Below are 22464 nucleotides of genomic sequence, written 5' to 3'. Positions count from 1 at the left end.
ACGACCGAAGAGTTTGCTGGTTTCTGTGCTCTCTTGTCTAAGTGCTATTGTCTCAAAAAAGTATGCAATCCATTCGCAACATAGCTATTATAGCGCACGTTGACCACGGTAAGACTACGTTGGTTGACAAAATTATTCATGCTTCCAAGCTCTTCCGGGACAACCAGGAGTTTGGTGACCTGATATTAGACAACAACGATCTGGAACGGGAGCGGGGCATCACCATTGTCTCCAAAAACGTTTCAGTCCGGTACAATGATGTTAAAATCAACATCATCGATACACCGGGTCACTCCGATTTTGGCGGAGAAGTAGAGCGCGTACTGAAAATGGCCGATGGCGTTTGTCTGCTGGTCGATGCGTTTGAAGGCGCTATGCCGCAGACACGGTTTGTATTGGGCAAAGCCCTGCAATTGGGTTTGAAACCCATTCTGGTTGTTAACAAAGTTGATAAAGAAAACTGCCGCCCGGAAGAAGTTCACGAAGAAGTGTTCGACTTGATGTTCAACCTGGGTGCAACGGAAGAGCAATTGGATTTTCCGACGGTTTACGGATCGTCGAAACAAGGCTGGATGGGTCCGGACTGGAAAACACCGACCGATAACATCACCTACCTGCTGGATACCATCGTTGAGCATATCCAACCTGCGCCGGTTACTGAAGGAACCCCGCAAATGCAGATCACGTCGCTTGATTATTCGGCCTTTGTGGGTCGGATTGCCATTGGGCGGGTGGTTCGCGGAACGCTGAAAGAAGGGGCCAACATGGCGCTGGTGAAAGTTGGCGATGTGATCAAGAAAGTGAAAATTAAAGAACTGCAGACGTTCGAGGGCCTTGGCAGACAAAAGGTGTCGGAAGTGCAGTGTGGTGATATTTGTGCCGTAACCGGTCTGGAAGATTTCGAGATTGGCGATACGCTGACCGATCTGGAAAACCCGGAAGCCATCGAACGGATTGCCGTCGATGAGCCAACGATGAACATGTTGTTTACGATCAACAACTCACCGTTTTTTGGCAAAGAAGGCAAGTTTGTAACCTCGCGCCACTTGCGGGAGCGGTTATACAAGGAAATTGAGAAAAACCTCGCCCTGCGGGTTGAAAATACCGACAGCGAAGACCGGTTTTTGGTTTACGGACGCGGGATTCTTCACTTGTCGGTTTTGATCGAAACCATGCGTCGTGAAGGCTACGAATTGCAGGTTGGTCAGCCCCGGGTGTTGTTCAAATATGACGATCACGGAAACCGCCTGGAACCGGTGGAAACACTGGTAGTGGATGTTCCGGAAGAAACAGCCGGAAAAGTGATTGAGCTGGCAACCCAGCGGAAAGGCGAGTTGCTGATTATGGAACCGAAAGGCGACTTACAGCACTTAGAGTTTGAAATACCGTCGCGTGGTTTGATCGGTTTGCGTTCCAACGTTCTGACCGCTACATTCGGTGAGGCCGTTATGACCCACCGTTTCAAGAGCTTTGAACCGTATAAAGGAGCTATTCCGGAGCGGATCAACGGCTCGCTGATCTCGATGACGAGCGGAGCAGCTACGGCCTATTCGATCGATAAATTGCAGGATCGGGGTGTTTTCTTCATCGAACCGGGTGACGAAATCTACACCGGTCAGGTAATTGGCGAACACAACCGTCAGAATGATATTGTCGTGAACGTTCAAACCGCCAAGCAGTTGACCAACATGCGGGCTTCCGGCTCCGATACCAACGTCCGGATTGCTCCGAAAATCACGTTCTCACTGGAAGAGTCGATGGAATACATCCAGAAAGATGAGTATCTGGAAGTGACACCGAAGTCGATGCGGATTCGTAAAATTTTCCTCGATGAAAACGAGCGGAAACGGAACCAGAGCAAATTTGAAATGGCTTAAAAAACAGGAGCCCCGGCACACAAACCGGGGCTTTTTTATTAGGATTCCGATTGCGCAAAAGAAAGGTTGTGGTCGTTTAGAGCAGCTTTGAGAATTTGCAGGGCTTTTTTCCCGACACCATGAAGCTGGAGTAATTCCGCTTCACGCAGTCTGGTCAATTCTTCCAGCGTGTGTATCCCTGCATTCGCTAACGCGCGTTTTGCCGGCTTTCCTATTTTGTCGAAAGGATGTACTGCTTTCATGGATTAGAAACTGACACCCAGTCGAAAAGCAATCCGGTTGTAAACCCGGTTTTCGTATTTATAAATTTCATTCCAGCCCAGCGGTTTGTCGGCATTGGCTTCCTGCCGTTTGTAATTGAGCGACAGAATGAAATTGGCATTCTGCGGACGCCCGATTCGGAAGCCAATACCGGGAGCAATCACCCAGCCGCCCCGGGTTTCGTAGCCCGTCGGATCTTCATTCAACCACGCAAAACCGTAGCCGGTATCCAGGCTGGTGAAAACCCGCAGATTCTTCTGGCCTGGTTGCGCCAGATCATAACGAATCCCCGCGCACACCGGCATCAGCAGGGCCGCATTATACCAATCGACACCCACCGTTCCGCCCACCGCCAGTTTAGGGCGGAGTTGAACGCCATTAAACGTCTGGGCGGTGATGTTCTGCCTTTTACTGACGTTTTCAGCGGCCGTATTGACGTTGTAACGGACTTGTCCAAACAAGACACCGAATTCGGTCATGTTCGTAAAAACGGGCTTAAACGGGCTTTTTTGTGCGTAAAGCGGAAGCGCAAACAGGCACAGCAGCCAAACAGTTTTGCTACCAGTCTTTTTCATGAGCGAGTTGGTTAGCTGGCTGGATAAGGCCGTTGTACGGGAATTTTGCTCAACAGCTTCAGTTTGCGCGGATTGCTGTAGTCGTATTGGTAAAAACCGTCCCGGCCAATCAGCAGTAGTGATTTCCCGAGCGGGATCACATCGTAGGCCTGAAATCCTTCCAGGTGCTCCAGTTGGTCGATTTTCATGGCATCGCTCGCATTGAACGTTTTCAGACCGTAAGCCCCCTCGCAGATGAACAAATTCGGAAAGTCAATGCCCAAACCGTGCGGATTTTTCATCGCATAACTCTTCAGCAGACGAGGGCTATACAGATTGGATACATCCACCACATCGAGTTGGTTGGTGAATCCCTGGCAGGTGGAACCCGAACGCAGCGTTACGTAAGCCTTGTCTTCGTGAACCACCACGGGGTCGCAAACGCGGGCGTGCTCGAAGGTCGACATCCGTACCGGTTTTTCGGGGTTGCTATTGTCGTAAATGTGCATGCCCGACTGGGCGCCGATGAACAGTTTATCTTTGTAGGGAAAGATCGTTTCAATACCCCAACCCATGTTAATTTTGTTGCCTTTCTTCGGATCCGACGGGGTTTTGATGTCGAACAACTGCATTTCCGACTGGCTGACGGTATATAGGTAGTTGTCATACAGCGTAAACCGGGCCATCGAGCCGCCCGTACCGTTTGTGCTGGGAGCGGGTGAACCGGTCGCACTGTTGAAATTCTGAATACCACCCCGCATATCGGTAGCCCAAAAGCAGTTGGTGCAACCGCCGTTATTGACACTGCTTTCGCAATCCGTATTGACAGTTTGCGTAACGTACTCCACTTTCTGGTCGTTGATAATCTCCTGCTGGGCGTTCAGACTCCAGTAGCCGCCGTCGAACTGTCCATTTTGAAAAACATCGGTGACCCGGTTGAGCTCACGGATGTTTTGCGGATCGCGGATGTCGAAGGCCACCAGATCCATGAAACTGTCGGCATACAGAATGTTGTTGCGGATGGCCATGTCGCCGTTGCCTGGTATGCGCAAAAACGCGACGGTTTTCGGAGCCGACGGATTGCGGTTGTCGATCACGTGAATGCCTTCTTTGATCTCGTTAATCAGCAAAAAACCGTCTTTGGTGTAAATTTTACCCGGATTGACGAGCGTCCGGGGTTGTTCAGTCTGTACGCCCTGGCGGATTTGGGCAACCGTAAATGTTCGTGGTGTGAATTGTCGGAAAGTGCGGGTTTCTTTGCATTTGTCGGTGCAGCCGTTCAGCCCCACCAGCAGAACTCCGAGCAGGAAGTAAAGTGTACGTCTCATAGCAACAGGTTGTTTAGGGATATGCTTCACTGACCCTATTGACAATGAAAGAGTTGGAATAGAGGCATAAAAAAATTGCCCGGCAGGCAGAGCCGCCGGGCAATCCGGTTTGCACAATGAATCAGAGGTCAAAGTTTTTACTGGAGGAGACCGGCTGGTGTGGATCAATACCGGCCTCGCTCCGTATTTTTCAGGTTGTATTATTTTTCTTTTTCGTAAACCAGTTCGCCGGAAGCCTCTCCTTCGGAAATCAGCCGCAGCCGGTTACCGGCGAATTCATACCGTTTTACGGCCTGTAGTTTTTTGAAATAATCGGTTTCAAACTGCATGGCATCCGGAGGGCCGGCCATTTTGGTGGCGCCAATGGCACTCATCTGTACGGCACTGGAAGCCGATGAACCCGTCAGCGTGGCAAAGTAGTGGTTGACTGATGAACGCCCGCCGATCTTGTAAGCAATCCGGTTGGTGATTTCGCTGCTCGCCGAATCGGGGGTCAGCACCAGCGTCACCGCAAATTTGGAAGCTGGTTCAATCAGTTTATACGTACCGGCAATGGCGGTGGTGGACAGAGGTTGAATGGTCGCTTTGGTTTTATCGTTGCAGGAAGCTGCGATGAACAGAATACCAGCAACTAAAATGGCTATGATTTTCATGGCAGTGTTGTTTCCGGATTGACGATTTTACCCATAAACAAGACCGAACCCGTTCCTTTCTCGGTAATCAAAAAGACAAAAGGACGATCGCAAATGAGTGATGGTCCCGCCGAAGTAACTTCAACGCCGATGCTGGTTACGGCAGCGGCCTCGGTTCCTTTCTCATCGACGGCCACGTAGGTGTTTTGCTTCACGTAACTCACCTGCAAACCCTGGCCGGTGCTGATGCCTGAAAAGTTGGCAGCGTTCGAGAAAGCCGACGGCATTCCCATTCTCGACAATGCGTCGTTGAGGGTTGCTTCATACTCCATCGTAAACTTCGGCAAACCCACTGCCACTTTGCTTTCGCGCATGGCCTGCTGCAGGTCGGCCCATTCGGTTGCGTTCAGGGTATTGATGATGGCGTCTGCCGAGGAGTTTTCTGTTGGCACCAAAACCGTCATCGAATACGTTCCATCGCCATACGGCAGTTCAAAAGCTCCGTAGGTGGGGCGGAACGCGTGGCGAAGGCTGGTCGTCATGTTCATCATCTTCACCTGTTTCTGCAAACCGGAAACCAGGGTAAAGGGAGAATCAAAGGTATTTTTCGTCTCAAACTGGTATTTCCAGTCGCCTTTGAAATACAGCGCATTGAGCAGAAACAGGACTTGCTCGGGCTTGATCTCCTGGATTACGTTCTTAATCCTGGCGTTGGTATTGTCGCTGGCCCACTGGTTGATTTTATTGATAACCGGGGTTGGATTGTTGAAATCCTCGCCCGAAATCTGGGCATTGAACGTTTTCTTCGTGACGTCGAGGTACGACGGTTCAACGGAAAAACCGTTGCGGTACCAAATTGAATTGGCCAGTTTTGTTGTTACTTTCGGATCAGCGGTGGGCAACCCTTTCAATAAAAACTCATAGGTTTGGTTTGCATCAGCCAGCGAAACCCCTTCCAGGTGCATCGCTTTTTTCATTTCATCCGCCGTCTGACCCGCGGCCCCGTTCAGCAACATGCCGAGGGCCATGTGCAGACTTAGCGGTGAAACAAAAATATTTTCGTCCTTCTTCTGGTCTTCGTTGACGCGCTTCAGAAAGTCGAAGGAAAAATCATTGGTTTTTTGAGCAAAGGCACGCGCTTCCGGAGTCGACGTTAAACCGCCGGTTCCCGGATTATTCGGTGTCGTATCGTTCTGGCAACCGGTTATCGTCAACAGCGAAACCGTTGCCATCAACAGGCTGGAAACAAAAGGTATTCTTCTCATCACAATCGGGTTTTGTTAAACCATGTGGAGCGCTCACAGTACAAAGACCCGATTGGAAAAGAATTGGTTGGAAGGGGGTTGAAAAAAAGAGAAGAAAAATGAGGATTTGTCTGATAACTAACTTTTAGAAGTGGTAATTCAGGCCAAATCCAACCCCGACGGCCTGTGGCCGAACCTGGAGTTGTGTGTCTGATTGCGTACCATTTTGCAGCGATTGCTGGTAGGACCCCGTCAACGAACCGGACCAGTGGTGGGTGGGGTGGTAGCTGACGCGTAAACCGGCCGTACCCGCCAGCGACATGGGGCGGTAGACCTGATCGCCGGGGTTAACTTCCAAAGCGCCATTGACCGTATTTTTCAGAAACACATTGGCCATCAAACCACCCAGTACGGAATAGCTGATCTTGCGCTCAGGCAAAATGTGATAGCCGATCTGAACCGGAACCTGCAAATACTGAAAGTCGTTGGAGACCACCTGATCAGAGGGCGTAGGCACCACCACCAGCGATGACGGATTGTTCAGATTCGCTTTGTCGGCGTAGGAGGGCAAAAAGTTTGTATTCGGGGACGACGCCAACTGCGGAACCGACGGACTACTGTTCCGGATGGCGTTTACGAGTAGATTTTCGGTTTGGTTCGTAAACACGTTGGTGACCGTTGCATTGTTCCGCGCCTGCGACCGGCCATTCAGATACTGAACCCCGGCTTCGACCGACCAATGTTTGCTAAACTGAAGACCGGAACTGGCCTGCCACGCCATCGAAATCTGCGCCTGGTTTTGCAGCGGAGAAACCGCCAGGCGACTGCTCTGCTGAACCGCATTGCTGGCACCGTAGGCTTGGTTGAAAGTGGACTGAACGCTGGTCATCGGATTGAAAGACATGGGTGTTGCCGTTAAAGCCGCCCAGTACTCGTTTTTCGATCGGCCTTTTTCCTGCGGTTCGATCGTGGTTTCCGGAGCGCGATACCAGATGATCCGGCTAATCGGAGCCGGGTTCTTCAGGGCTACCAGCTTGCTTTTTATGTACGAAGCTTCGTAGGCCAATCGTGTATCAGCAACCCCGCTGCCGGTTTCGTCCGGTAGGGCAGTTTGGATGGGTGGTATCGTTTTTGTGATCCGTTCTGACGCCTGGAAAGCACCGGGCGTACGGTCCAGGAGATTGGTTCCGGTTCCCTGGCTGGATTTCGAAGGTTGATTCGTCCGGCGGTTTTCAGCGATCCGGATCGCGTCAGCATCCGGCTGATGATCGGCCGAAGGGACGGTTTGCGGTTTCCGGGCGGCAAGCCCTTCCGGTGAAGCGGTTTTTCGTTTTCCCGTCAAAACGGACTGGTCTTTGATCATTTGATCAATCGTCGTGGCGGTTTCCGAGTGTTCCAGTTCGGGGACAGCCGGGGTACCGGATGGCGTATTTTTAGAATTAACCCGGCGGTTGGCAGCCAGGGTTTCATCGGTTTTGCCAGCGTATTCGGGCTTGCGGTCTGCGTCGGACGAGGTCGTCGCTTTTTCTTGTTTGGCGAGTTGATCCGCCGTTGCTCTGGATGACGAACCGCTTTGGCCAGCCACCGGCTGAGTCGTATCCGTCGTGCCGATGGATTGTAGGGCCCACCAGCCGATTAAAAGAGCCATAATGGCCGCAGCCACACTGTAGAACCACGGTTTTGCCCGGGGCCAGAGTGGTATGATCGGTTCCGTTTCTTCTTCGTCTAACCGACGCGCAATCCTGTCCCAAAGCTCATCGGATGGGCTTTCGGCAGCATCTTCGAAGATACTTCGCCACTCTTCATTTAATTCTTCTTCTTTAGAGAGACTCATTTCGGAATTGGACGCTCGTTCTGAATCTTTTGTTGCAGCAGCATGCGGGCACGCGAAAACTGCGATTTGGATGTACCTTCTGAAATATCTAATAATTCCGCAATTTCCGGGTGTGTATACCCTTCAATGGCGTACAGGTTAAATACGGCCTGGCATCCCGGCGGGAGTTCCTGCACCATCTTCAGTAGTTGCTGGTAGTGCAGACCCGATAGGCTGTCTTCCGTCTGCGGTAATGTATTGGGCGGCACGTCCTCCAACTCGGCCGGGTTCTGCCAGGGCTTTTGTTTGCGGATGTGCTTCAGTGCCGTATTGATCACAATGCGTTTCAGCCATGCTTCCAGCGGGCACTCAAACCGAAATGTATCAATATGTTGGAACGCTTTCACGAAGGAATCCTGCAGCACGTCTTCGGCGTCGTCGCGGTTTTTGGTATACCGTTGGCTGACCACAAAGAGCTTCCGGGCGAATAACTCGTAGAGTTTTCGCTGAGCAGTTCGGTCCTTATGTCGACAGCCGTCAACTAACGCTCGTTCATCCAACATACTAATGCAACACTACTGACCCCAACGCAAGTCTGACGGTTGGAAAGGAATTAAAATATTTTTTAGCCTAACCCGCTGGCAACGAGTGAATATAACTTTTAGCCTGTACTTTTGAACAAATCTATTCCTAAACATTCATGAACCGACGTACGGCTCTTCGGCAAACCCTGGGTTTCATTGGGTTAAGCACTACGGCTTCCCTGCCCGTATTGAACGCTAAAAGTAGTTTACAAAACCCAAACAACCAACGGTTTCGGGTCGGGGCCTGCGACTGGTCGATCGGTCAATCCAGTAAAATCGAAGCCTTCGACGTGGCCAAAACCATCGGCCTAGATGGCATTCAGGTGAATCTGGGCTCCGAAAAAAACGACATGCACCTGCGCCGGAAAGACCTCCAGAAAGCCTGGCGTGAAGCCGCCAAACGAACCGGCGTTCAGATCGGTGGTCTGGCCCTGGGCGAACTCAACAACATTCCCTACAAGTCCGATCCGCGTGCCGAGCAATGGGTGCAGGATAGTGTCGGGGTGGCCAAAGCCCTTGGTGCCAAAAACATCCTGCTTGCCTTCTTTAACAAAGGTGATTTGAAGAACGATCCGCAGGGGACCCAAGTAGTGATTGAACGGTTGAAAGCAGTGGCTCCCAAAGCCGAAAAAGCGGGCATTGTTCTTGCTATCGAATCGTGGTTAAGTGCCGAAGAACACATGGCCATCATCGACGCGGTGGCATCGCCCGCCGTGAAGGTATATTACGATGTATGTAATTCCACGGTTATGGGATATGACATTTTAAAGGAAATCCGGTGGCTTGGGAAGCAAAAACAAATCTGTGAATTCCACTTTAAAGAGAATAGCTACCTCCTCGGGCAGGGCAAGGTGAATTACCCGGAGGTTCGGAAGGCCATCGACGACATTCAGTACGGCGGTTGGGTTCACATCGAAGGTGCTGTGCCAGAGGGGAAAAACATGTTGGAAAGTTACACTTATAATAATAAGTTTGTAAGAGAAATTCTGGCGTAGCGGATTAATGTTACTGTTCCACGGTTTTCTGTAATTAGTACTTATTATAATAAGTTTGATTGGTCTTAAATGTTGTTTTTCAGGTAATTATTCCACGTGGAACACTAAAAGATGAAGGTTACTATTCCTGCCCCGCCCCGGTTTTTAAGCGCATCGATTTTGTTGGGAACCCTGGTTTTGGGCCTTCCTCAATGGCAACAAGCTCCTCATGCCGTCAGCCAACTTCCGGAATCTGGCGAGCCTGCCCGCCGGGGAATGATCGTCGGATCCGACTCCAATACACTCTATCTGCCCGACGATCTGGAAGCGACGGTTTGGGCCGAAGCTCCGATGTTCTACAACCCGACGAATATCGACGTCGACGCCCGGGGCCGGATCTGGGTGACGGAGGCCGTCAACTATCGGAACTTTAACAACAAACCCGAAACCCGGCTCGACCACCCGAACGGCGAGCGCGTCATGATTCTGGAAGATACCAATGGCGACGGAAAAGCCGATCAGTCGAAGGTCTATGTCGAAGATAAAGACCTGGTGTCGCCCCTGGGCATTGCGGTTATTGGCAACAAAACCATCGTCTCCGCTGCACCAAATCTCATCATTTATACCGACGAAAACGGCGATGATAAACCCGACAAAAAAGAGGTCTTTCTGACCGGTTTTGGGGGCCTCGATCATGACCATTCACTGCATGCCCTGGTGGCCGGACCGGATGGGAAATGGTACTTCAATACCGGAAATGCCGGGCCGCATATCGTCACCGACAAATCCGGCTGGACGCTCCGGTCGGGGAGTCTCTATACCGGTGGAACGCCCTACAACAAACTCAACAAAGGCAATCGGGTCAGCGACGACGGACGGGTTTGGGTGGGCGGTCTAGCCCTGCGCATCAACCCCGACGGAACGGGGCTGAAAGTGATGGGGCATAATTTTCGGAACAATTACGAAACCGCCCTCGATTCCTACGGCAACATGTGGCAGAACGACAACGACGATCAGGTGGTCGCGTGCCGGACGAGCTGGCTCATGGAAGGCGCCAACATGGGCTATTTCAGCCAGGACGGAACCCGGTATTGGCAGGGCGACCAGCGGCCGGGTCAGGACATCCCAACCGCCCACTGGCATCAGGAAGATCCCGGCGTGATTCCGGCGGGTGACATCAGCGGGGCCGGGTCGCCAACGGGCGTGGTTTTTTACGAAGGCGACCAACTCGGTGCCAACTACCGGGGCATGTTGCTGAGTGCCGAAGCGGGTCGGAACGTGATTTTTAGCTACAAACCCGAACCGCAGGGCGCCGGCTACCGGATGCCCCGGACCGACTTCATCAGCACCTTTCCGAAAGTGGACGAAAACTACAAATGGAACGACATCACCGACGACATCCGGAAATGGTTTCGCCCGAGCGACGTGACGGTTGGAACCGATGGGGCCTTGTACATCGCCGACTGGTTCGATCCGGTGGTGGGTGGACACCAGATGAAAGACAAGAAAGGGTACGGACGGATTTACCGCATTACGCCCAAAGGTAAAAACCTGAAAGTGCCGGTGATCAATACCGACAAAACGAAAGGGCAGATTCTGGCACTGACGAACCCCGCCACCAACATCCGCTTGCTGGGTTTCGAGAAGTTGAAAGCACAGGGAGACAAAGCCGTAAAACCGGTTTCCAAACTGTTGACCGATCCGAACCCGTATCACCGCGCCCGCGCCATCTGGCTGCTTTCTCAACTGGGGCCGAAAGGGCAACGGAAGGTTGAGGAGTTGTTGAAGTCGGATCAGGTAGATTTGCGAATAACCGCGTTCCGGGCGTTGAAGCAAATGCGACCCGATGCCGTGGCGCTGGCGCGCAAGGTAGTCGATGATCCGTCGTCGGCGGTGCGTCGGGAAGTGGCCATTGCCTTGCGCGATGTGCCGTTTGAGCAGTGCAAAGACTTGCTGGTCAAACTGGCGAATGGCTACGATGGCATTGACCGGTTTTATCTGGAAGCCGTTGGCATGGCAGCCGATCAAAAAGAAGAAGCCTTGTATGCCGCGTTGAAACCGACCATTCCGGCGAATCCCGTTCAGTGGGATCAGAAAACCGCCAACCTGATTTGGCGGCTTCATCCGGCCAGCACAGCGGAGTTGATGAAGCAACGGGCTATGGCGCCAACCTTGACGGCTGATGCCCGTAAACAGGCTATAGTGGCCCTCGGATTCATGAAAGACCCCGCAGCCGCCCGGGCCATGATCGATTTGTCGAAACAGGCGGACAAAACCGTTGCACAGCAAGGCGAGTACTGGGTCAATTTCCGCCGGTCGAACGACTGGGCGAATTTGCTGAACTGGGATGAGGTGATGCCGCCGAAATTGTCGGAACCGGAACAGAAGGCTCTGGCCATGCGGCAAAAACTGATGGAAGAATATACCAGTGCGGACGATAAAGTGAAACTGGCGAAAGAGATGGCGGCTAGTCCGGAAGGCGGGAAACTGCTGGTGGGACTGGCGGCTGAGAAGAAATTGCCCGAAAATCTGAAACCGGCGATCAGCGAGGTGATTTTTACCAATTCCGATCAAAGTGTGCGGACGATGGCGGGAGACTACTTTACGCGCCCCGGCGGTTCGGTGACGTTTTCGCAGAAAAAGATCGAATCATTGTCTGGTAATGAAACCGCCGGACTAACGGTTTTCAGAGCGAACTGCGCGACCTGTCACCGGCATGGTCAGCAGGGGAAAGACATTGGCCCGGAGTTGACGAAGATTCATCAGAAGTTTGATCGCACTGGGTTACTGGATGCGATCCTGAATCCCAGTGCGGGCCTGGCATTCGGCTACGAACCGTGGTTGATTACCACCAAAAATGGTCAGACCTACTACGGTTTTCTGATTAGCGACGGACAGGAAGCCTTAGTAGTGAAAGATGCCGCCGGACAGAAGCATACGCTGCCGACGGCCCATATTGCTTCCCGCAAGCAGTACAGCACGAGCCTGATGCCCGACCCGGCTTCGCTGGGGCTTTCGGAACAGCAACTCGCGGATTTGGTGGCGTATTTATTGAAAGGAAATTAACGAATGTACCCACGGACTTTAGTCCGTGTGATCCTGATATAAGTAGAACTTCTCTATGTCGCCAGAATCACACGGACTAAAGTCCATGGGTACTATAAAGTCTTCAGGTCTAGACCGCCGAACGTTCCGGAACTCATAAACAGGTAAACCGTGGGCTGGTCATTCGCCAGGCTTTTCAAATACGTTTCCAAAGCTGCGGAATCTGTAAAGACCTGTAAATCGGGGCGGTCGAAAGCGGTTGCAATCTCGGCTGCGTCGATCGGGTCGAGGTGTTTGATTTCCAGTGTGTGCGGGCTGTAAAAAATGACGGCTACATCGGCTTTGTCCAGTTTATCCCGGTATTGCTTCAGGAAGGTTTTGTTCAAACTGCTAAAGGTGTGCAACTCGACACAGGCTACCAGCCGACGGTCGGGAAACTGGGCTTTCACAGCCGCCGTGGTCGCTTCTACTTTGGAAGGAGCGTGGGCAAAATCCCGGAAGACAAGGCTTGAGCCATCGTCTTTCACTTTTTCCAGCCGCTTGCTGGCACCTTTGAACGTCTGAATGGCCGCGTAGAACATTTCCTCCGTAATGGCGAGGTGATCACAAATGGCCAGCGCACCACTGATGTTCTTTAGATTATGCTCACCAAAAACCAGAACCGGGATGTCGCCGTGTTGTTTGGAGACCAATACGGTTTTGCCATTTTCGATTCGGTACGGATGCACATCATACGGCTGGCGGGTCACATCTTCCCGTTCCTTCAACGCAATGACATCCAGCATATCGTCCGTATCGTCGAAAACGATGGTACCGGATTTCGACATGGCATCGGCCAGGAGTTCAAACTGGTGGACATACTGTTCATACGTCGGATACAGATTGACATGGTCCCAGGCAATCCCGCTGATGAGGACCATGTGCGGATGGTAATGCAAAAACTTCGGACGCGGGTCAATCGGGGAGGTGCCGTATTCATCCCCTTCGATGATGATAATGGGCGCGTCGGTCGTCAGTTTGACCATCGTCTCGAATCCTTCGATCTGCGCACCCACCAGATAGTCAAAATTCCGCTTATGGTAGTGCAGCACATGCAGAATCATGGCCGTAATCGTGGTTTTGCCGTGGCTACCCGCAATAACGACACGCTGTTTGTTTTGGCTTTGCTGGTACACAAATTCCGGGTACGAATAAACCGGCAGGTTCAGTTCCTGCGCTTTTTGCAATTCCGGGTTATCGGCCCGGGCGTGCATGCCCAGAATGACGGCATCCAGTCCGCTGTGAATGGCGTCGGGATGCCAGCCGATGTGCTCGGGCAGCAAACCATATTGGTTAAGCCGGGCGTGGGAAGGTTCGTGAATTTCATCGTCGGAGCCGGTGATCTGGTGTCCCTGTTGATGCAGCGCAATCGCGAGATTGTGCATGACGCTGCCGCCGATGGAAATAAAATGAATGGTCAATGGCTTCATTCTGTCGAATATGTGGCGCTAAAAATACAAGTTCTTTTCATTTGAAACCGAAAAGTTGACGAGATGGCTGGAAAACCGGTCGTTCTTTTAGCGAACCCTGGCGACGAGGCCGTAAAATTTAACACGAACTCCCGAATCAAAACCCCCGTTTTTTCGTTTTCAGTACTGCGAGTAGACATTCACGCAGCAGCTTGACAATCAGGCGTGCAGTCTGTGTTACATTTTGTTTTTGTAAACCGGTTCCTGCCCCATTGCAAAGCTGCTCTTTTTATGCCATTTTCGCAGTCTTTTTTCGAAACCAACAAAACTCTTTTATGCTTCTGCCGAAAGGATGAAAAGCTACAACGACCTGATCGAACAGACCTTTGAATTTCCGACTCTCGAATTCAAAGTTGAAAACAATCATCTGCTGTTCAACAACGTTCCTTTGATGGAAATTATCAAGCAGTATGGAACACCGCTTAAACTGACGTACCTGCCCAAAATTACCGAGCACATTGAACACGCCCGCATGTTGTTCAAGAATGCGATGAAGCGGTATAATTACAAGGGAACGTATACATACTGTTACTGCACGAAGTCGTCGCATTTTCGTTTTGTGCTCGAAGAAGCCTTAAAAAACAAGATCCACTTAGAAACCTCATCGGCTTTCGATATTCCAATTATCCGGGAATTGCACAAAGACGGGAAGGTGGACAAGAACACGTTTATTATCTGCAACGGTTACAAAAGACCGCTGTATACCCAATACATCAGCGAACTGCTGAACGACGGCTACAACGTGGTTCCGGTGCTTGATAATCTGAAAGAAATTGAAGCCTACGAAGAGGGCGTAACGGCTGAGACGGTTAATCTGGGCATCCGGATTGCCACCGACGAAGAACCGAACTTTGCCTTTTATACCTCCCGGCTCGGCATTCGCTACAGCGATATCAATGAACTCTACCGCACGAAAATTCAGAACAGCGGAAAGTTCAAGCTGAAGATGCTCCACTTTTTCATCAATACCGGTATTAAAGACAGCGCCTATTACTGGAGCGAACTCAGCCGGTTTATGTATAAATACTGTGAACTGAGCAAAATCTGTCCCGATCTCGATTCCATCGATATTGGCGGGGGGATGCCGATTCAGACCTCGTTCCAGTTTACGTACGACTACCAGGCGATGGTCGATCAAATCGTAGAAAGCATTCAGTGGATCTGCAACAAGAGCAACGTTCCGGTGCCGCACATCTTCACGGAGTTCGGAAGTTATACGGTAGGAGAGAGTGGCGCCGTTATATACAAAGTGATTGACCAGAAATTGCAGAACGATAAAGAGTTGTGGTATATGATCGACGGTTCGTTCATTACGCAACTGCCCGATTCGTGGGGTTTGGGTCAGAAATACATCATGCTGTCGGTCAATAACTGGGATAACCCATATCAGAAAGTCAATCTGGGCGGTTTGACCTGCGACTCACACGATTTTTACAATACGGAAGCCCACAGCGCCGATTTATACCTGCCCATTTTTGAACGGGATACGGAAGACCAGTACATCGGGTTTTTCCACACGGGTGCGTATCAGGAATCACTGGGTGGTTATGGTGGTATTCAGCATTGCCTCATTCCCGCTCCGCAGCATGTGATTGTGGACCGGGATAGTGAGGGTAATCTGACCACGCGGCTTTTTGCGCCCGAACAGGATAGCGAGGTGATGCTGAAAATTCTGGGGTATCGCCAAACCGCAACGCCGGTGACGCTCGACATTGAAGCGGCCAAAGCCGCTGAAGAAGAAGAGCAACCCGTTGAAGAATTAGAAAAACAGGAAAATTAAAATAGCACAGTTTTTGCCCTGTCCACAAAAGCCACCCGGTTTTTGTGGACAGAAAAATTTAACCAGCAATGAAAAAGATCAGCATCATTCTGGGTCTGATGGCCCTTGTATCGCTCGGTTCCTGTGCGCGCAGAGCGTGTCCGGCTTATGACAGCCACCTGCAGCAGAAGCAACCGGTTTCGACCGAACAACTCGCTTAATCAGCAGGCAGCGTTTACCACCATTTTTGACGCTTCCAGCAGATTGGGAGCCTGTTGATCACCAACAGGAAGCTCCGGTATTTTTGGTGTAATGTGTACGGTCCGGACGCCCACCCGCTTGCCCGCCTGTATGTCACGGGGTGCGTCGCCAATCATCCAGGATTGGCTGACGTCGATATTGTATTTGGCAATGGCTTTTTCCAGCATCAACGAATCGGGTTTCCGCAGCAGCGACTGCGAATCGAAATCGGGGTGGTGCGGGCAATAATAAATGTCGTCGATCAGGTTGCCGCACTGATCCTGGAGATACTGATGACACCGCATGACATCGTTCCGCGAGTAGAGGCCGCGGGCAATACCGGCCTGATTGGTCACGACAATTAGTAAATAACCGGCGTTTTTCAGGAGTTGCAGGCCTTCAACGACTCCTGTCGGAATAATAAAATCTTCAACCCGGTAAACGTAGTCAGTCCGGTCTTCATTCAAAACGCCATCGCGATCTAAAAAAATGCACTTGCTCATGTGTGTGGAATTGTGGGTTCCGATCGTAGTCCTATCAATATCGCCAATAAAATACTGTAAATAGTATTTTAAGCGAAATAACTAGAAATAAAAGAATAATTTTTTACTTTTTGTTAACAAAAAGTAAAAAAGACCGCGTTTAGTAAGAGCGGTTCTATACGTTACAACGGGCGAGAGGTGATGAACGACATGATAAAACGGAGCTTTTTGATTTTGTGGTTGCTCAGCCTGGGTTGGCTATTGCCTGCTCAGGCTCAGAAAATCATTCAGCGTGATCTTAATCCTCCTCAACGAATGGTGGATGGCGGTGGGCAGGTTACAAAAGTGGAGTACACCAACCATAAAATGATTGTTTATTTTGTGTCTGACAAGCAGACAAGGGCACCCCGCCCCCGGTTGCAGTATGCACACAGTTCTCAAACGGTATACGGCCCGGGCCATCCCAATTCCTGGCGGCTATACGATAAAAAGGGAAACCGTGAATATGCCCTGCTCTACATTAAAAACATAAAGGCGGTTTTGGAAAATGGACAAATTGAAGAAGTTGCTATTTTAGACCAACCGGAGGCCGCCCAGTTTGATTTTGCGGTCAAAATATCCTGTGAAGCGCATTTTGAACGACCTGGCAAAGGGGTGCAGTTGGTTGATCTGGTTGAGGAGGATGTGCGTTATTATCGAAATGGGACACATTCGCAACAACCCTACAATGTTTATGATTTGCGTATAATCGCATACAAAGACGATCTGCGAAATGCCAAACCGCCCGTCCGGAAACCGCCGATAAAACCGAAACCCAGGCCAACAACGCCACCCGTTCAAAAACCGGCCTCAAAACCGGTTCCGAAAGATTCGGTCGTGGCCCAGACGCCACCGAAAAAAGAAACGCCCAAACCGGCACCGATCGAAAAAGTGGAAAATTTTGGTTCAAAGGTTGAAGCGGGCCGGACGTATCGGTTGAATAACCTGCTGTTCAAGCAGTCGGCGTATGAAATTGAACCGGAATCATATCCTGAATTGGATTCCCTGTTGTCGATCATGAAGCGAAATTCCACGATGGAAATCGAACTGGCTGGCCATACCGACAATGTGGGCGATCCGAAATTGAACGTGGCTTTGTCGCAGAAACGCGTCGATGCCGTCAAAAGCTACCTGACCAACAAAGGCATCGCGCCGTCGCGGATTCAAACCCAGGCGTATGGGGGTAGCAAACCGATTGCCGATAATTCGCGCGAGGAAACCAAGCGGCTGAACCGGCGGGTGGAGGTGAAGATTTTGAAGGAATAAAAAAGAATTTCAAATGTAAAATGATGAACGCTAAATGTAAAAGTTAATGAGTGCTTAGCCTCCTAACTTTTACATTTAGCGTTCATCATTTTACGTTTGAAATTCTCTTACAGTGCCGCCAGATTTTCCTCCAGCGTTTTAATTTTCGCTTCGGCATCGGCGAGTTTCTGCCGCTCGCGGTCGATAACGTCCGGTTTGGCATTGGCCACGAATTTCTCGTTCGAAAGCTTTTTTAAAACCGACTCCAGAAATCCTTTGGTATAGGCTAACTCCTTTTCAATGTTCGCCCGTTCCTGTTCCACGTCGATTTCGCCTGCGATGTTGACAAAAAATTCGACGCTGCGGATCATGAATGAAAGGCCGTCGGCTTTTTCAGTCACGTAACTGATGTCGGAAACCACCGCCAGCTTTCGAATCAAACCTTCCAAGGGCGTAAACCGGTTTTTATCGTCCGTTTTGATGGCTACGGGTAACTCGGTTTTGGGATTGATCTGCTTGCTGTTGCGAACATTCCGAACGGTGGAAATGATCTCGAACAGCATGTCGAAGTCGGTGAGCAGCGATTTATCAACGGTTCCGGGGGTTGGATACTTCGATACGCAAATGCTTTCACCTTCGTTCCGTTGACTGATTTCCTGCCAGATTTCCTCCGTAATGAACGGCATGAAGGGGTGGGCCAGCTTCATCAGCCGTTCGAAAAAGTCGATGGTCGCATCGTAGGTAACCTTGTCGATAGGCCGAACCTGATCCTGTTGCTCATACCCCGGTTTGATCATTTCGAGGTATTGCGAGCAGAAATCATCCCAGATCAATTTGTAAACCGTATGCAGCGCATCCGACATGCGGTATTTGCTGAAATGATCTTCGAGGTCGATCAGCGTCTGGTTCAGTTTCGATTCGAACCACAAAACCGCCAACGGTGGCTCAACAACGCTCGTATCGTCACTCACTTTCCATCCCTTGACCAACCGGAACGCGTTCCAGATTTTGTTGCAGAAATTCCGGCCCTGCTCTACCAGTTTCTCGTCATACAGCAAATCGTTGCCCGCTGGTGAGCTGAACAACATGCCCGTCCGAACGCCGTCGGCCCCAAATTGATCGATCAAATCCAGCGGATCGGGCGAGTTGCCGAGCGATTTCGACATTTTTCGGCCCTGCTTATCCCGAACGATTCCCGTCAGATACACATTTTTGAACGGTTCACGGCCCTGGTATTCGTAGCCGGCGATAATCATCCGGGCCACCCAGAAAAACAGAATTTCGGGGGCTGTTACCAGATCGTTGGTCGGGTAATAATAATCGAGGTCGCCCGGTGCAGCTTTCGGGTCGTTGGGGTCGTACGAAGGCTTAAAAACCGCCATGGGCCAGAGCCACGACGAAAACCAGGTGTCCAGCACATCCTCATCCTGCGTCAGATCCGCTTCACTCAACGCAAACAACTGGTATTTTTCGCGGGCAATCCGCAGGGCTTCCTTTTTGGTTTTCGCCACGATAATCCGCCCGTCTTTCATGTAAAAAGCCGGGATCTGGTGGCCCCACCACAACTGGCGGCTGATGCACCAGTCGTGAACGTTCTCCATCCAGGAACGGTACATGTTCTTGAACTTGGCCGGATGCAGTTGAATCGTGTCGTTCAGGACATTTTCCAGTGCTGGTTTCGACAAGTCGCCCATTTTCAGGAACCACTGCAACGACAGTTTCGGCTCGATCACGGCGTTGGTGCGCTCCGAGAATCCGACGTTCGATTTGTAATCCTCCGCAACGACCAGGTGGCCGGTTTCTTCCAATTGCTTGATGATGGCTTTCCGGGCGGCAAATCGATCTACGCCGACGAAAATCTGCGCTTTTTCGTTCAACGTGCCGTCGTCGTTCAGAATGTCGATAACCGGCAGATTGTGTTTTACACCCAGCGCGTAGTCATTCGGGTCGTGGGCGGGCGTTACTTTCAGACAGCCCGTACCAAAATCCATTGTGACGTACTCATCCGTAATGATTGGAATGGCACGGTTAATCAACGGAATCAGGACTTTTTTGCCGTGCAGGTGGGCATAGCGTTCGTCGTCCGGGTGAACGGCAATCGCTACGTCGGCCATGATGGTTTCCGGCCGAACCGTCGCAATGGTCACATAGTCTTTTTCGAGCGTCGACCCGGCACCGTCTGAATGGCTACCCTGAATTTCATACCGGATGTAGCACAGTTTCTGCTGCACTTCTTTGGTAATGACTTCCTCATCCGAAACCGCCGTCCGGCCCTGTGGGTCCCAGTTTACCATCCGGATGCCGCGGTAAATCTGTCCTTTGTTGTATAAATCGACGAAGGTTTCGATCACGGCATCGTAGAGCGCCGGTTCCATCGTGAAGCGCGTCCGGTCCCAGTCGCAGGACGCACCGAGTTTGCGGAGCTGCGACAGGATGATGCCGCCGTATTTATAGGTCCACTCCCAGGCATATTCCAGAAACTTTTCCCGGCCAATCGACAACTTGTCGATCCCGCGTTCCTTCAACATGGCCACGACTTTCGCTTCGGTTGCAATCGACGCGTGGTCCGTACCGGCAACCCAGCAGGCATTTTTGCCTTCCATCCGGGCTTTCCGTATCAGCACATCCTGAATCGTATTGTTCAGCATGTGACCCATGTGCAGCACCCCCGTTACGTTCGGGGGCGGGATGACGATGGTATACGGTTCGCGGTCGTCGGGTGTGGAATGAAAAAAGCGGTTATCCAGCCAATACTGATACCACTTGGCCTCGATGTCTGTGGGATTATACGTCTTCGAAATCATGTCAATGCGATGTGAGAGGCTAGACAAGAGAGTAAAGACTTAACGCTTTGGATAACTCTTTACTCTCTTGTCTCAGCTCTCTTGTCTTTTTCTCCACAAAATTAGTCAATTCAGAACGGGCGCGAAAACGAAATACCGAGTTTGCTAGTTTTACGTTCAAACGACCATCTCTTTACGCGCATGGACTTTGGAAAACTGCCCTCCGTCGACCGGGTCGACTTCACGCTGCCGCCCGATTCGCTGTTCAACCAGACGATTTGGGACAAGGTCGAGCCGACGGCGGTTCCGGAAGTGTACATCGGTGGACCAATCTGGGCCAATAAAAACTACGTGGGCCGGATTTACCCCTCGCAAACCAAAGAACGGGATTTTCTGTACCACTACGCCCGTCAGTTTAACACCATTGAACTGAACAGCACGCATTACCACAGTCCGACGCCGGGCATGATCGAGAAGTGGAAAACAGAAGCTGCCGGCTCGCCGATTCGGCCCCGGTTTGTGTATTGCCCCAAATTTCCGCAGGCCATCAGCCACGACCGGGCGTTGGTGGCGGCTGAATCGCTGACCGAGGAGTTTGTCAATGCGGTTTTAAGTCTGGAAGAATTTCTGGGAACGACGTTTCTGCAATTGCCGCCCAACTTCGGGCCGGACAAATGGCCGGTTTTGGAAACCTACCTGAAAAACCTGCCCGACGATCTGGAAATGGCCGTCGAGTTCCGGCATCCCGACTGGTTTGCCAAACCGGCGATCTGGCAGCGGACGCTCGAACGGCTGCATGTGCTCCACCGCGACCTGGTGATCACGGACGTAGCCGGACGGCGCGATGTTATGCACATGAGCCTGACGAGTCCGAGGCTGGTGCTGCGTTTTGTCGCCAATGAAGGCCATCCCACCGATTACGAACGCGCCGACGCCTGGGTGGAGCGATTGAAAATCTGGTTTCAAAACGGCCTGCAAACCGCCTACCTTTTCATTCACGGCGGGGGCGACAACGACACCGCGCCCGAACTGATTCGCTACTGGATTCGGAAACTCAATGCGGTTTGCGGCTTGAATTTGCAGGAGCCAACCATCCGGCCGGAGGTTGTGCAGGGAAGTCTGTTCTAGCCAATGAATTGATAGTGAATGGTCCCCGTCGGCAAAAAGTATAAAAGAACAGCGCGGTTAATTAGACCTAAATTGACATATTTACAATTCGGATCATCGTATCAACTCCTAAACCCATCCGAATACGGTTAAGCGTGAAAAAAGCATTCCTTGTTATTATTTTGACCGGTTTTATCGGTGGATTCCGTAGTTATGCCCAGGATTGTATTCTGGGGTATCAGACTAAAATGGATCAGTTATTGCCAATAGCGGCCATCCAAAAACATTACAAGGGCGATCTGTCGAAAGCGGAATTAAAATACCGCAAATCAGAGCCTAAATATGCCAAACGAGATACCTACGAGTATGTCTGGAAAAGTGGCCGAACCCGTAAAATGACCGTTGCAGGGCGCGAAATGGACGTTCCGGATCATAACCGAATCGGCCTGTGCTGGATCAACGAAGTGGATAGCAAGCGTTATCCGGATCCGGTCAAGTATTTCAAAAGCTTTTATCGCACTGCAACGGAAGCCGAAAAACAACAAGCCGCAGCGTTGATTGATAAAAAACTCAAGGAGAAGGGAGTTTCCACCGCCGAACAGGCCACAGGCAATGCGGTTGGGAATACCGTACTGAATACGCAAGGCTACGAAACCATAACCGGTGTGGGTGATGCCGCAGCCTGGGATTTAACAGGTAGCCAACTGGTCGTTCTGAAGGATCGTACAACATTCAAGGTGATTTCTTCCGTTGGTACGGATGTAAAAGCCAACCAGGAATTGGCGAAGAAACTGGCTGGCGAGATTTTGGCAACCTGCAAGTAATTTTGAATTTAGCATCAGCCGGTTTACATTTGTCCCATGAATCCCGCAAAAGCCTTCCGCAACCATCATCATTCTGTCTGTTAGCACGGCAGAACGGATGCGTTTTTGGGGTTGAACAAGAAACAACGAATTCCCGATACCAAACCCGGTTCTGCCACGAGCCGG

General features: G+C 51.1%; 18 protein-coding genes. 8 read left to right on the top strand and 10 right to left on the bottom strand.

The annotated features are described in order from the left end of the window. Positions 1-62 precede the first annotated feature (62 nt). Positions 63-1877 (top strand): translational GTPase TypA, encoded by a 1815-nt coding sequence (gene typA / locus DUE52_RS19835; protein ID WP_114407775.1) that lies wholly within the window; start codon positions 63-65, stop codon positions 1875-1877. A 38-nt stretch (positions 1878-1915) separates the two neighbouring features. Here typA and DUE52_RS19830 read toward each other — a convergent pair whose 3' ends face one another. From DUE52_RS19830 to DUE52_RS19800, 7 genes are all read right to left on the bottom strand, one after another. After that, positions 1916-2119, bottom strand: a complete 204-nt coding sequence (locus tag DUE52_RS19830) for a helix-hairpin-helix domain-containing protein (protein WP_114407774.1) — start codon at positions 2117-2119, stop codon at positions 1916-1918. A 3-nt stretch (positions 2120-2122) separates the two neighbouring features. Further along, positions 2123-2713 carry a hypothetical protein gene (locus tag DUE52_RS19825; RefSeq protein WP_114407773.1) on the bottom strand — a complete coding sequence of 197 codons (591 nt, stop codon included), beginning with the start codon at positions 2711-2713 and terminating at the stop codon, positions 2123-2125. An 11-nt stretch (positions 2714-2724) separates the two neighbouring features. After that, entirely contained in the window at positions 2725-4020 is a 1296-nt protein-coding gene (locus DUE52_RS19820) for an LVIVD repeat-containing protein (RefSeq protein WP_114407772.1), read from the bottom strand. 200 nt (positions 4021-4220) lie between these two features. After that, positions 4221-4673: an META domain-containing protein gene (locus DUE52_RS19815; protein ID WP_114407771.1), complete on the bottom strand. Its 453-nt coding sequence runs from the start codon at positions 4671-4673 to the stop codon at positions 4221-4223. Continuing rightward, positions 4670-5917 carry a serpin family protein gene (locus DUE52_RS19810; protein ID WP_114407770.1) on the bottom strand — a complete coding sequence of 416 codons (1248 nt, stop codon included), beginning with the start codon at positions 5915-5917 and terminating at the stop codon, positions 4670-4672. Before DUE52_RS19810 ends, DUE52_RS19815 begins: the two co-directional genes overlap by 4 nt. Before the next feature lie 124 nt (positions 5918-6041). Next, the gene (locus tag DUE52_RS19805) at positions 6042-7730 is read right to left on the bottom strand and encodes an anti-sigma factor (protein ID WP_114407769.1); all 1689 of its coding nucleotides are present in this window, start codon (positions 7728-7730) and stop codon (positions 6042-6044) included. Then, positions 7727-8272, bottom strand: a complete 546-nt coding sequence (locus DUE52_RS19800; protein ID WP_114407768.1) for an RNA polymerase sigma factor — start codon at positions 8270-8272, stop codon at positions 7727-7729. Before DUE52_RS19800 ends, DUE52_RS19805 begins: the two co-directional genes overlap by 4 nt. A 137-nt stretch (positions 8273-8409) precedes the next feature. Here DUE52_RS19800 and DUE52_RS19795 point away from each other — a divergent pair, with 137 nt between their 5' ends. Next, the gene (locus tag DUE52_RS19795) at positions 8410-9288 is read left to right on the top strand and encodes a sugar phosphate isomerase/epimerase family protein (protein ID WP_114407767.1); all 879 of its coding nucleotides are present in this window, start codon (positions 8410-8412) and stop codon (positions 9286-9288) included. A 111-nt stretch (positions 9289-9399) separates the two neighbouring features. Beyond that, the gene (locus DUE52_RS19790) at positions 9400-12333 is read left to right on the top strand and encodes a PVC-type heme-binding CxxCH protein (protein WP_374755912.1); all 2934 of its coding nucleotides are present in this window, start codon (positions 9400-9402) and stop codon (positions 12331-12333) included. A 92-nt stretch (positions 12334-12425) separates the two neighbouring features. Here DUE52_RS19790 and DUE52_RS19785 read toward each other — a convergent pair whose 3' ends face one another. Next, positions 12426-13781: a UDP-N-acetylmuramate--L-alanine ligase gene (locus tag DUE52_RS19785; protein WP_114407766.1), complete on the bottom strand. Its 1356-nt coding sequence runs from the start codon at positions 13779-13781 to the stop codon at positions 12426-12428. A 331-nt stretch (positions 13782-14112) separates the two neighbouring features. Here DUE52_RS19785 and DUE52_RS19780 point away from each other — a divergent pair, with 331 nt between their 5' ends. Together DUE52_RS19780 and DUE52_RS32960 are read left to right on the top strand one after the other, a co-directional pair. Next, complete coding sequence (locus DUE52_RS19780; RefSeq protein ID WP_114407765.1) at positions 14113-15600, top strand: type III PLP-dependent enzyme domain-containing protein; 1488 nt, start codon at positions 14113-14115, stop codon at positions 15598-15600. A 68-nt stretch (positions 15601-15668) separates the two neighbouring features. After that, positions 15669-15800, top strand: coding sequence for a hypothetical protein (locus DUE52_RS32960; RefSeq protein WP_255472175.1), 132 nt, complete (start codon positions 15669-15671; stop codon positions 15798-15800). Here the strand turns inward: DUE52_RS32960 and DUE52_RS19775 are convergent, their stop codons facing one another. After that, a complete protein-coding gene (locus DUE52_RS19775) occupies positions 15801-16322 on the bottom strand; it encodes a D-glycero-alpha-D-manno-heptose-1,7-bisphosphate 7-phosphatase (protein ID WP_114407764.1) in 522 nt (173 codons plus the stop codon). 180 nt (positions 16323-16502) lie between these two features. On the opposite strand from DUE52_RS19775, the gene DUE52_RS19770 reads away from it, so the two are divergent. Further along, complete coding sequence (locus DUE52_RS19770; RefSeq protein WP_114407763.1) at positions 16503-17606, top strand: OmpA family protein; 1104 nt, start codon at positions 16503-16505, stop codon at positions 17604-17606. Between the two features lie 107 nt (positions 17607-17713). Here the strand turns inward: DUE52_RS19770 and DUE52_RS19765 are convergent, their stop codons facing one another. After that, positions 17714-20389, bottom strand: a complete 2676-nt coding sequence (locus DUE52_RS19765) for a valine--tRNA ligase (protein ID WP_114407762.1) — start codon at positions 20387-20389, stop codon at positions 17714-17716. Between the two features lie 180 nt (positions 20390-20569). Between DUE52_RS19765 and DUE52_RS19760 the strand changes: the two genes are divergently transcribed. Next, a complete protein-coding gene (locus DUE52_RS19760) occupies positions 20570-21496 on the top strand; it encodes a DUF72 domain-containing protein (protein ID WP_114407761.1) in 927 nt (308 codons plus the stop codon). Positions 21497-21630: 134 nt separating this feature from the next. Next, complete coding sequence (locus DUE52_RS19755; RefSeq protein WP_114407760.1) at positions 21631-22299, top strand: hypothetical protein; 669 nt, start codon at positions 21631-21633, stop codon at positions 22297-22299. Positions 22300-22464 lie beyond the last annotated feature (165 nt).

The sequence above is a fragment of the Larkinella punicea genome (assembly GCF_003334855.1).
Taxonomy (GTDB): domain Bacteria; phylum Bacteroidota; class Bacteroidia; order Cytophagales; family Spirosomataceae; genus Larkinella; species Larkinella punicea.
The sequence above is the reverse complement of the archived record's forward strand: the minus strand, read 5'-3'. Positions and strand labels throughout refer to the sequence as shown.

Coding starts and splice junctions, on each gene's coding strand:
- DUE52_RS32960 (WP_255472175.1), top strand. CDS start 15,669: ATGAAAAAGATCAGCATCATTCTGGGTCTGATGGCCCTTGTATCGCTC.
- DUE52_RS19795 (WP_114407767.1), top strand. CDS start 8,410: ATGAACCGACGTACGGCTCTTCGGCAAACCCTGGGTTTCATTGGGTTA.
- DUE52_RS19760 (WP_114407761.1), top strand. CDS start 20,570: ATGGACTTTGGAAAACTGCCCTCCGTCGACCGGGTCGACTTCACGCTG.
- DUE52_RS19770 (WP_114407763.1), top strand. CDS start 16,503: ATGAACGACATGATAAAACGGAGCTTTTTGATTTTGTGGTTGCTCAGC.
- DUE52_RS19785 (WP_114407766.1), bottom strand. CDS start 13,781: ATGAAGCCATTGACCATTCATTTTATTTCCATCGGCGGCAGCGTCATG.
- DUE52_RS19775 (WP_114407764.1), bottom strand. CDS start 16,322: ATGAGCAAGTGCATTTTTTTAGATCGCGATGGCGTTTTGAATGAAGAC.
- DUE52_RS19825 (WP_114407773.1), bottom strand. CDS start 2,713: ATGAAAAAGACTGGTAGCAAAACTGTTTGGCTGCTGTGCCTGTTTGCG.
- DUE52_RS19805 (WP_114407769.1), bottom strand. CDS start 7,730: ATGAGTCTCTCTAAAGAAGAAGAATTAAATGAAGAGTGGCGAAGTATC.
- DUE52_RS19790 (WP_374755912.1), top strand. CDS start 9,400: ATGAAGGTTACTATTCCTGCCCCGCCCCGGTTTTTAAGCGCATCGATT.
- DUE52_RS19780 (WP_114407765.1), top strand. CDS start 14,113: ATGAAAAGCTACAACGACCTGATCGAACAGACCTTTGAATTTCCGACT.
- DUE52_RS19800 (WP_114407768.1), bottom strand. CDS start 8,272: ATGTTGGATGAACGAGCGTTAGTTGACGGCTGTCGACATAAGGACCGA.
- DUE52_RS19815 (WP_114407771.1), bottom strand. CDS start 4,673: ATGAAAATCATAGCCATTTTAGTTGCTGGTATTCTGTTCATCGCAGCT.
- DUE52_RS19830 (WP_114407774.1), bottom strand. CDS start 2,119: ATGAAAGCAGTACATCCTTTCGACAAAATAGGAAAGCCGGCAAAACGC.
- DUE52_RS19820 (WP_114407772.1), bottom strand. CDS start 4,020: ATGAGACGTACACTTTACTTCCTGCTCGGAGTTCTGCTGGTGGGGCTG.
- DUE52_RS19765 (WP_114407762.1), bottom strand. CDS start 20,389: ATGATTTCGAAGACGTATAATCCCACAGACATCGAGGCCAAGTGGTAT.
- typA (WP_114407775.1), top strand. CDS start 63: ATGCAATCCATTCGCAACATAGCTATTATAGCGCACGTTGACCACGGT.
- DUE52_RS19810 (WP_114407770.1), bottom strand. CDS start 5,917: ATGAGAAGAATACCTTTTGTTTCCAGCCTGTTGATGGCAACGGTTTCG.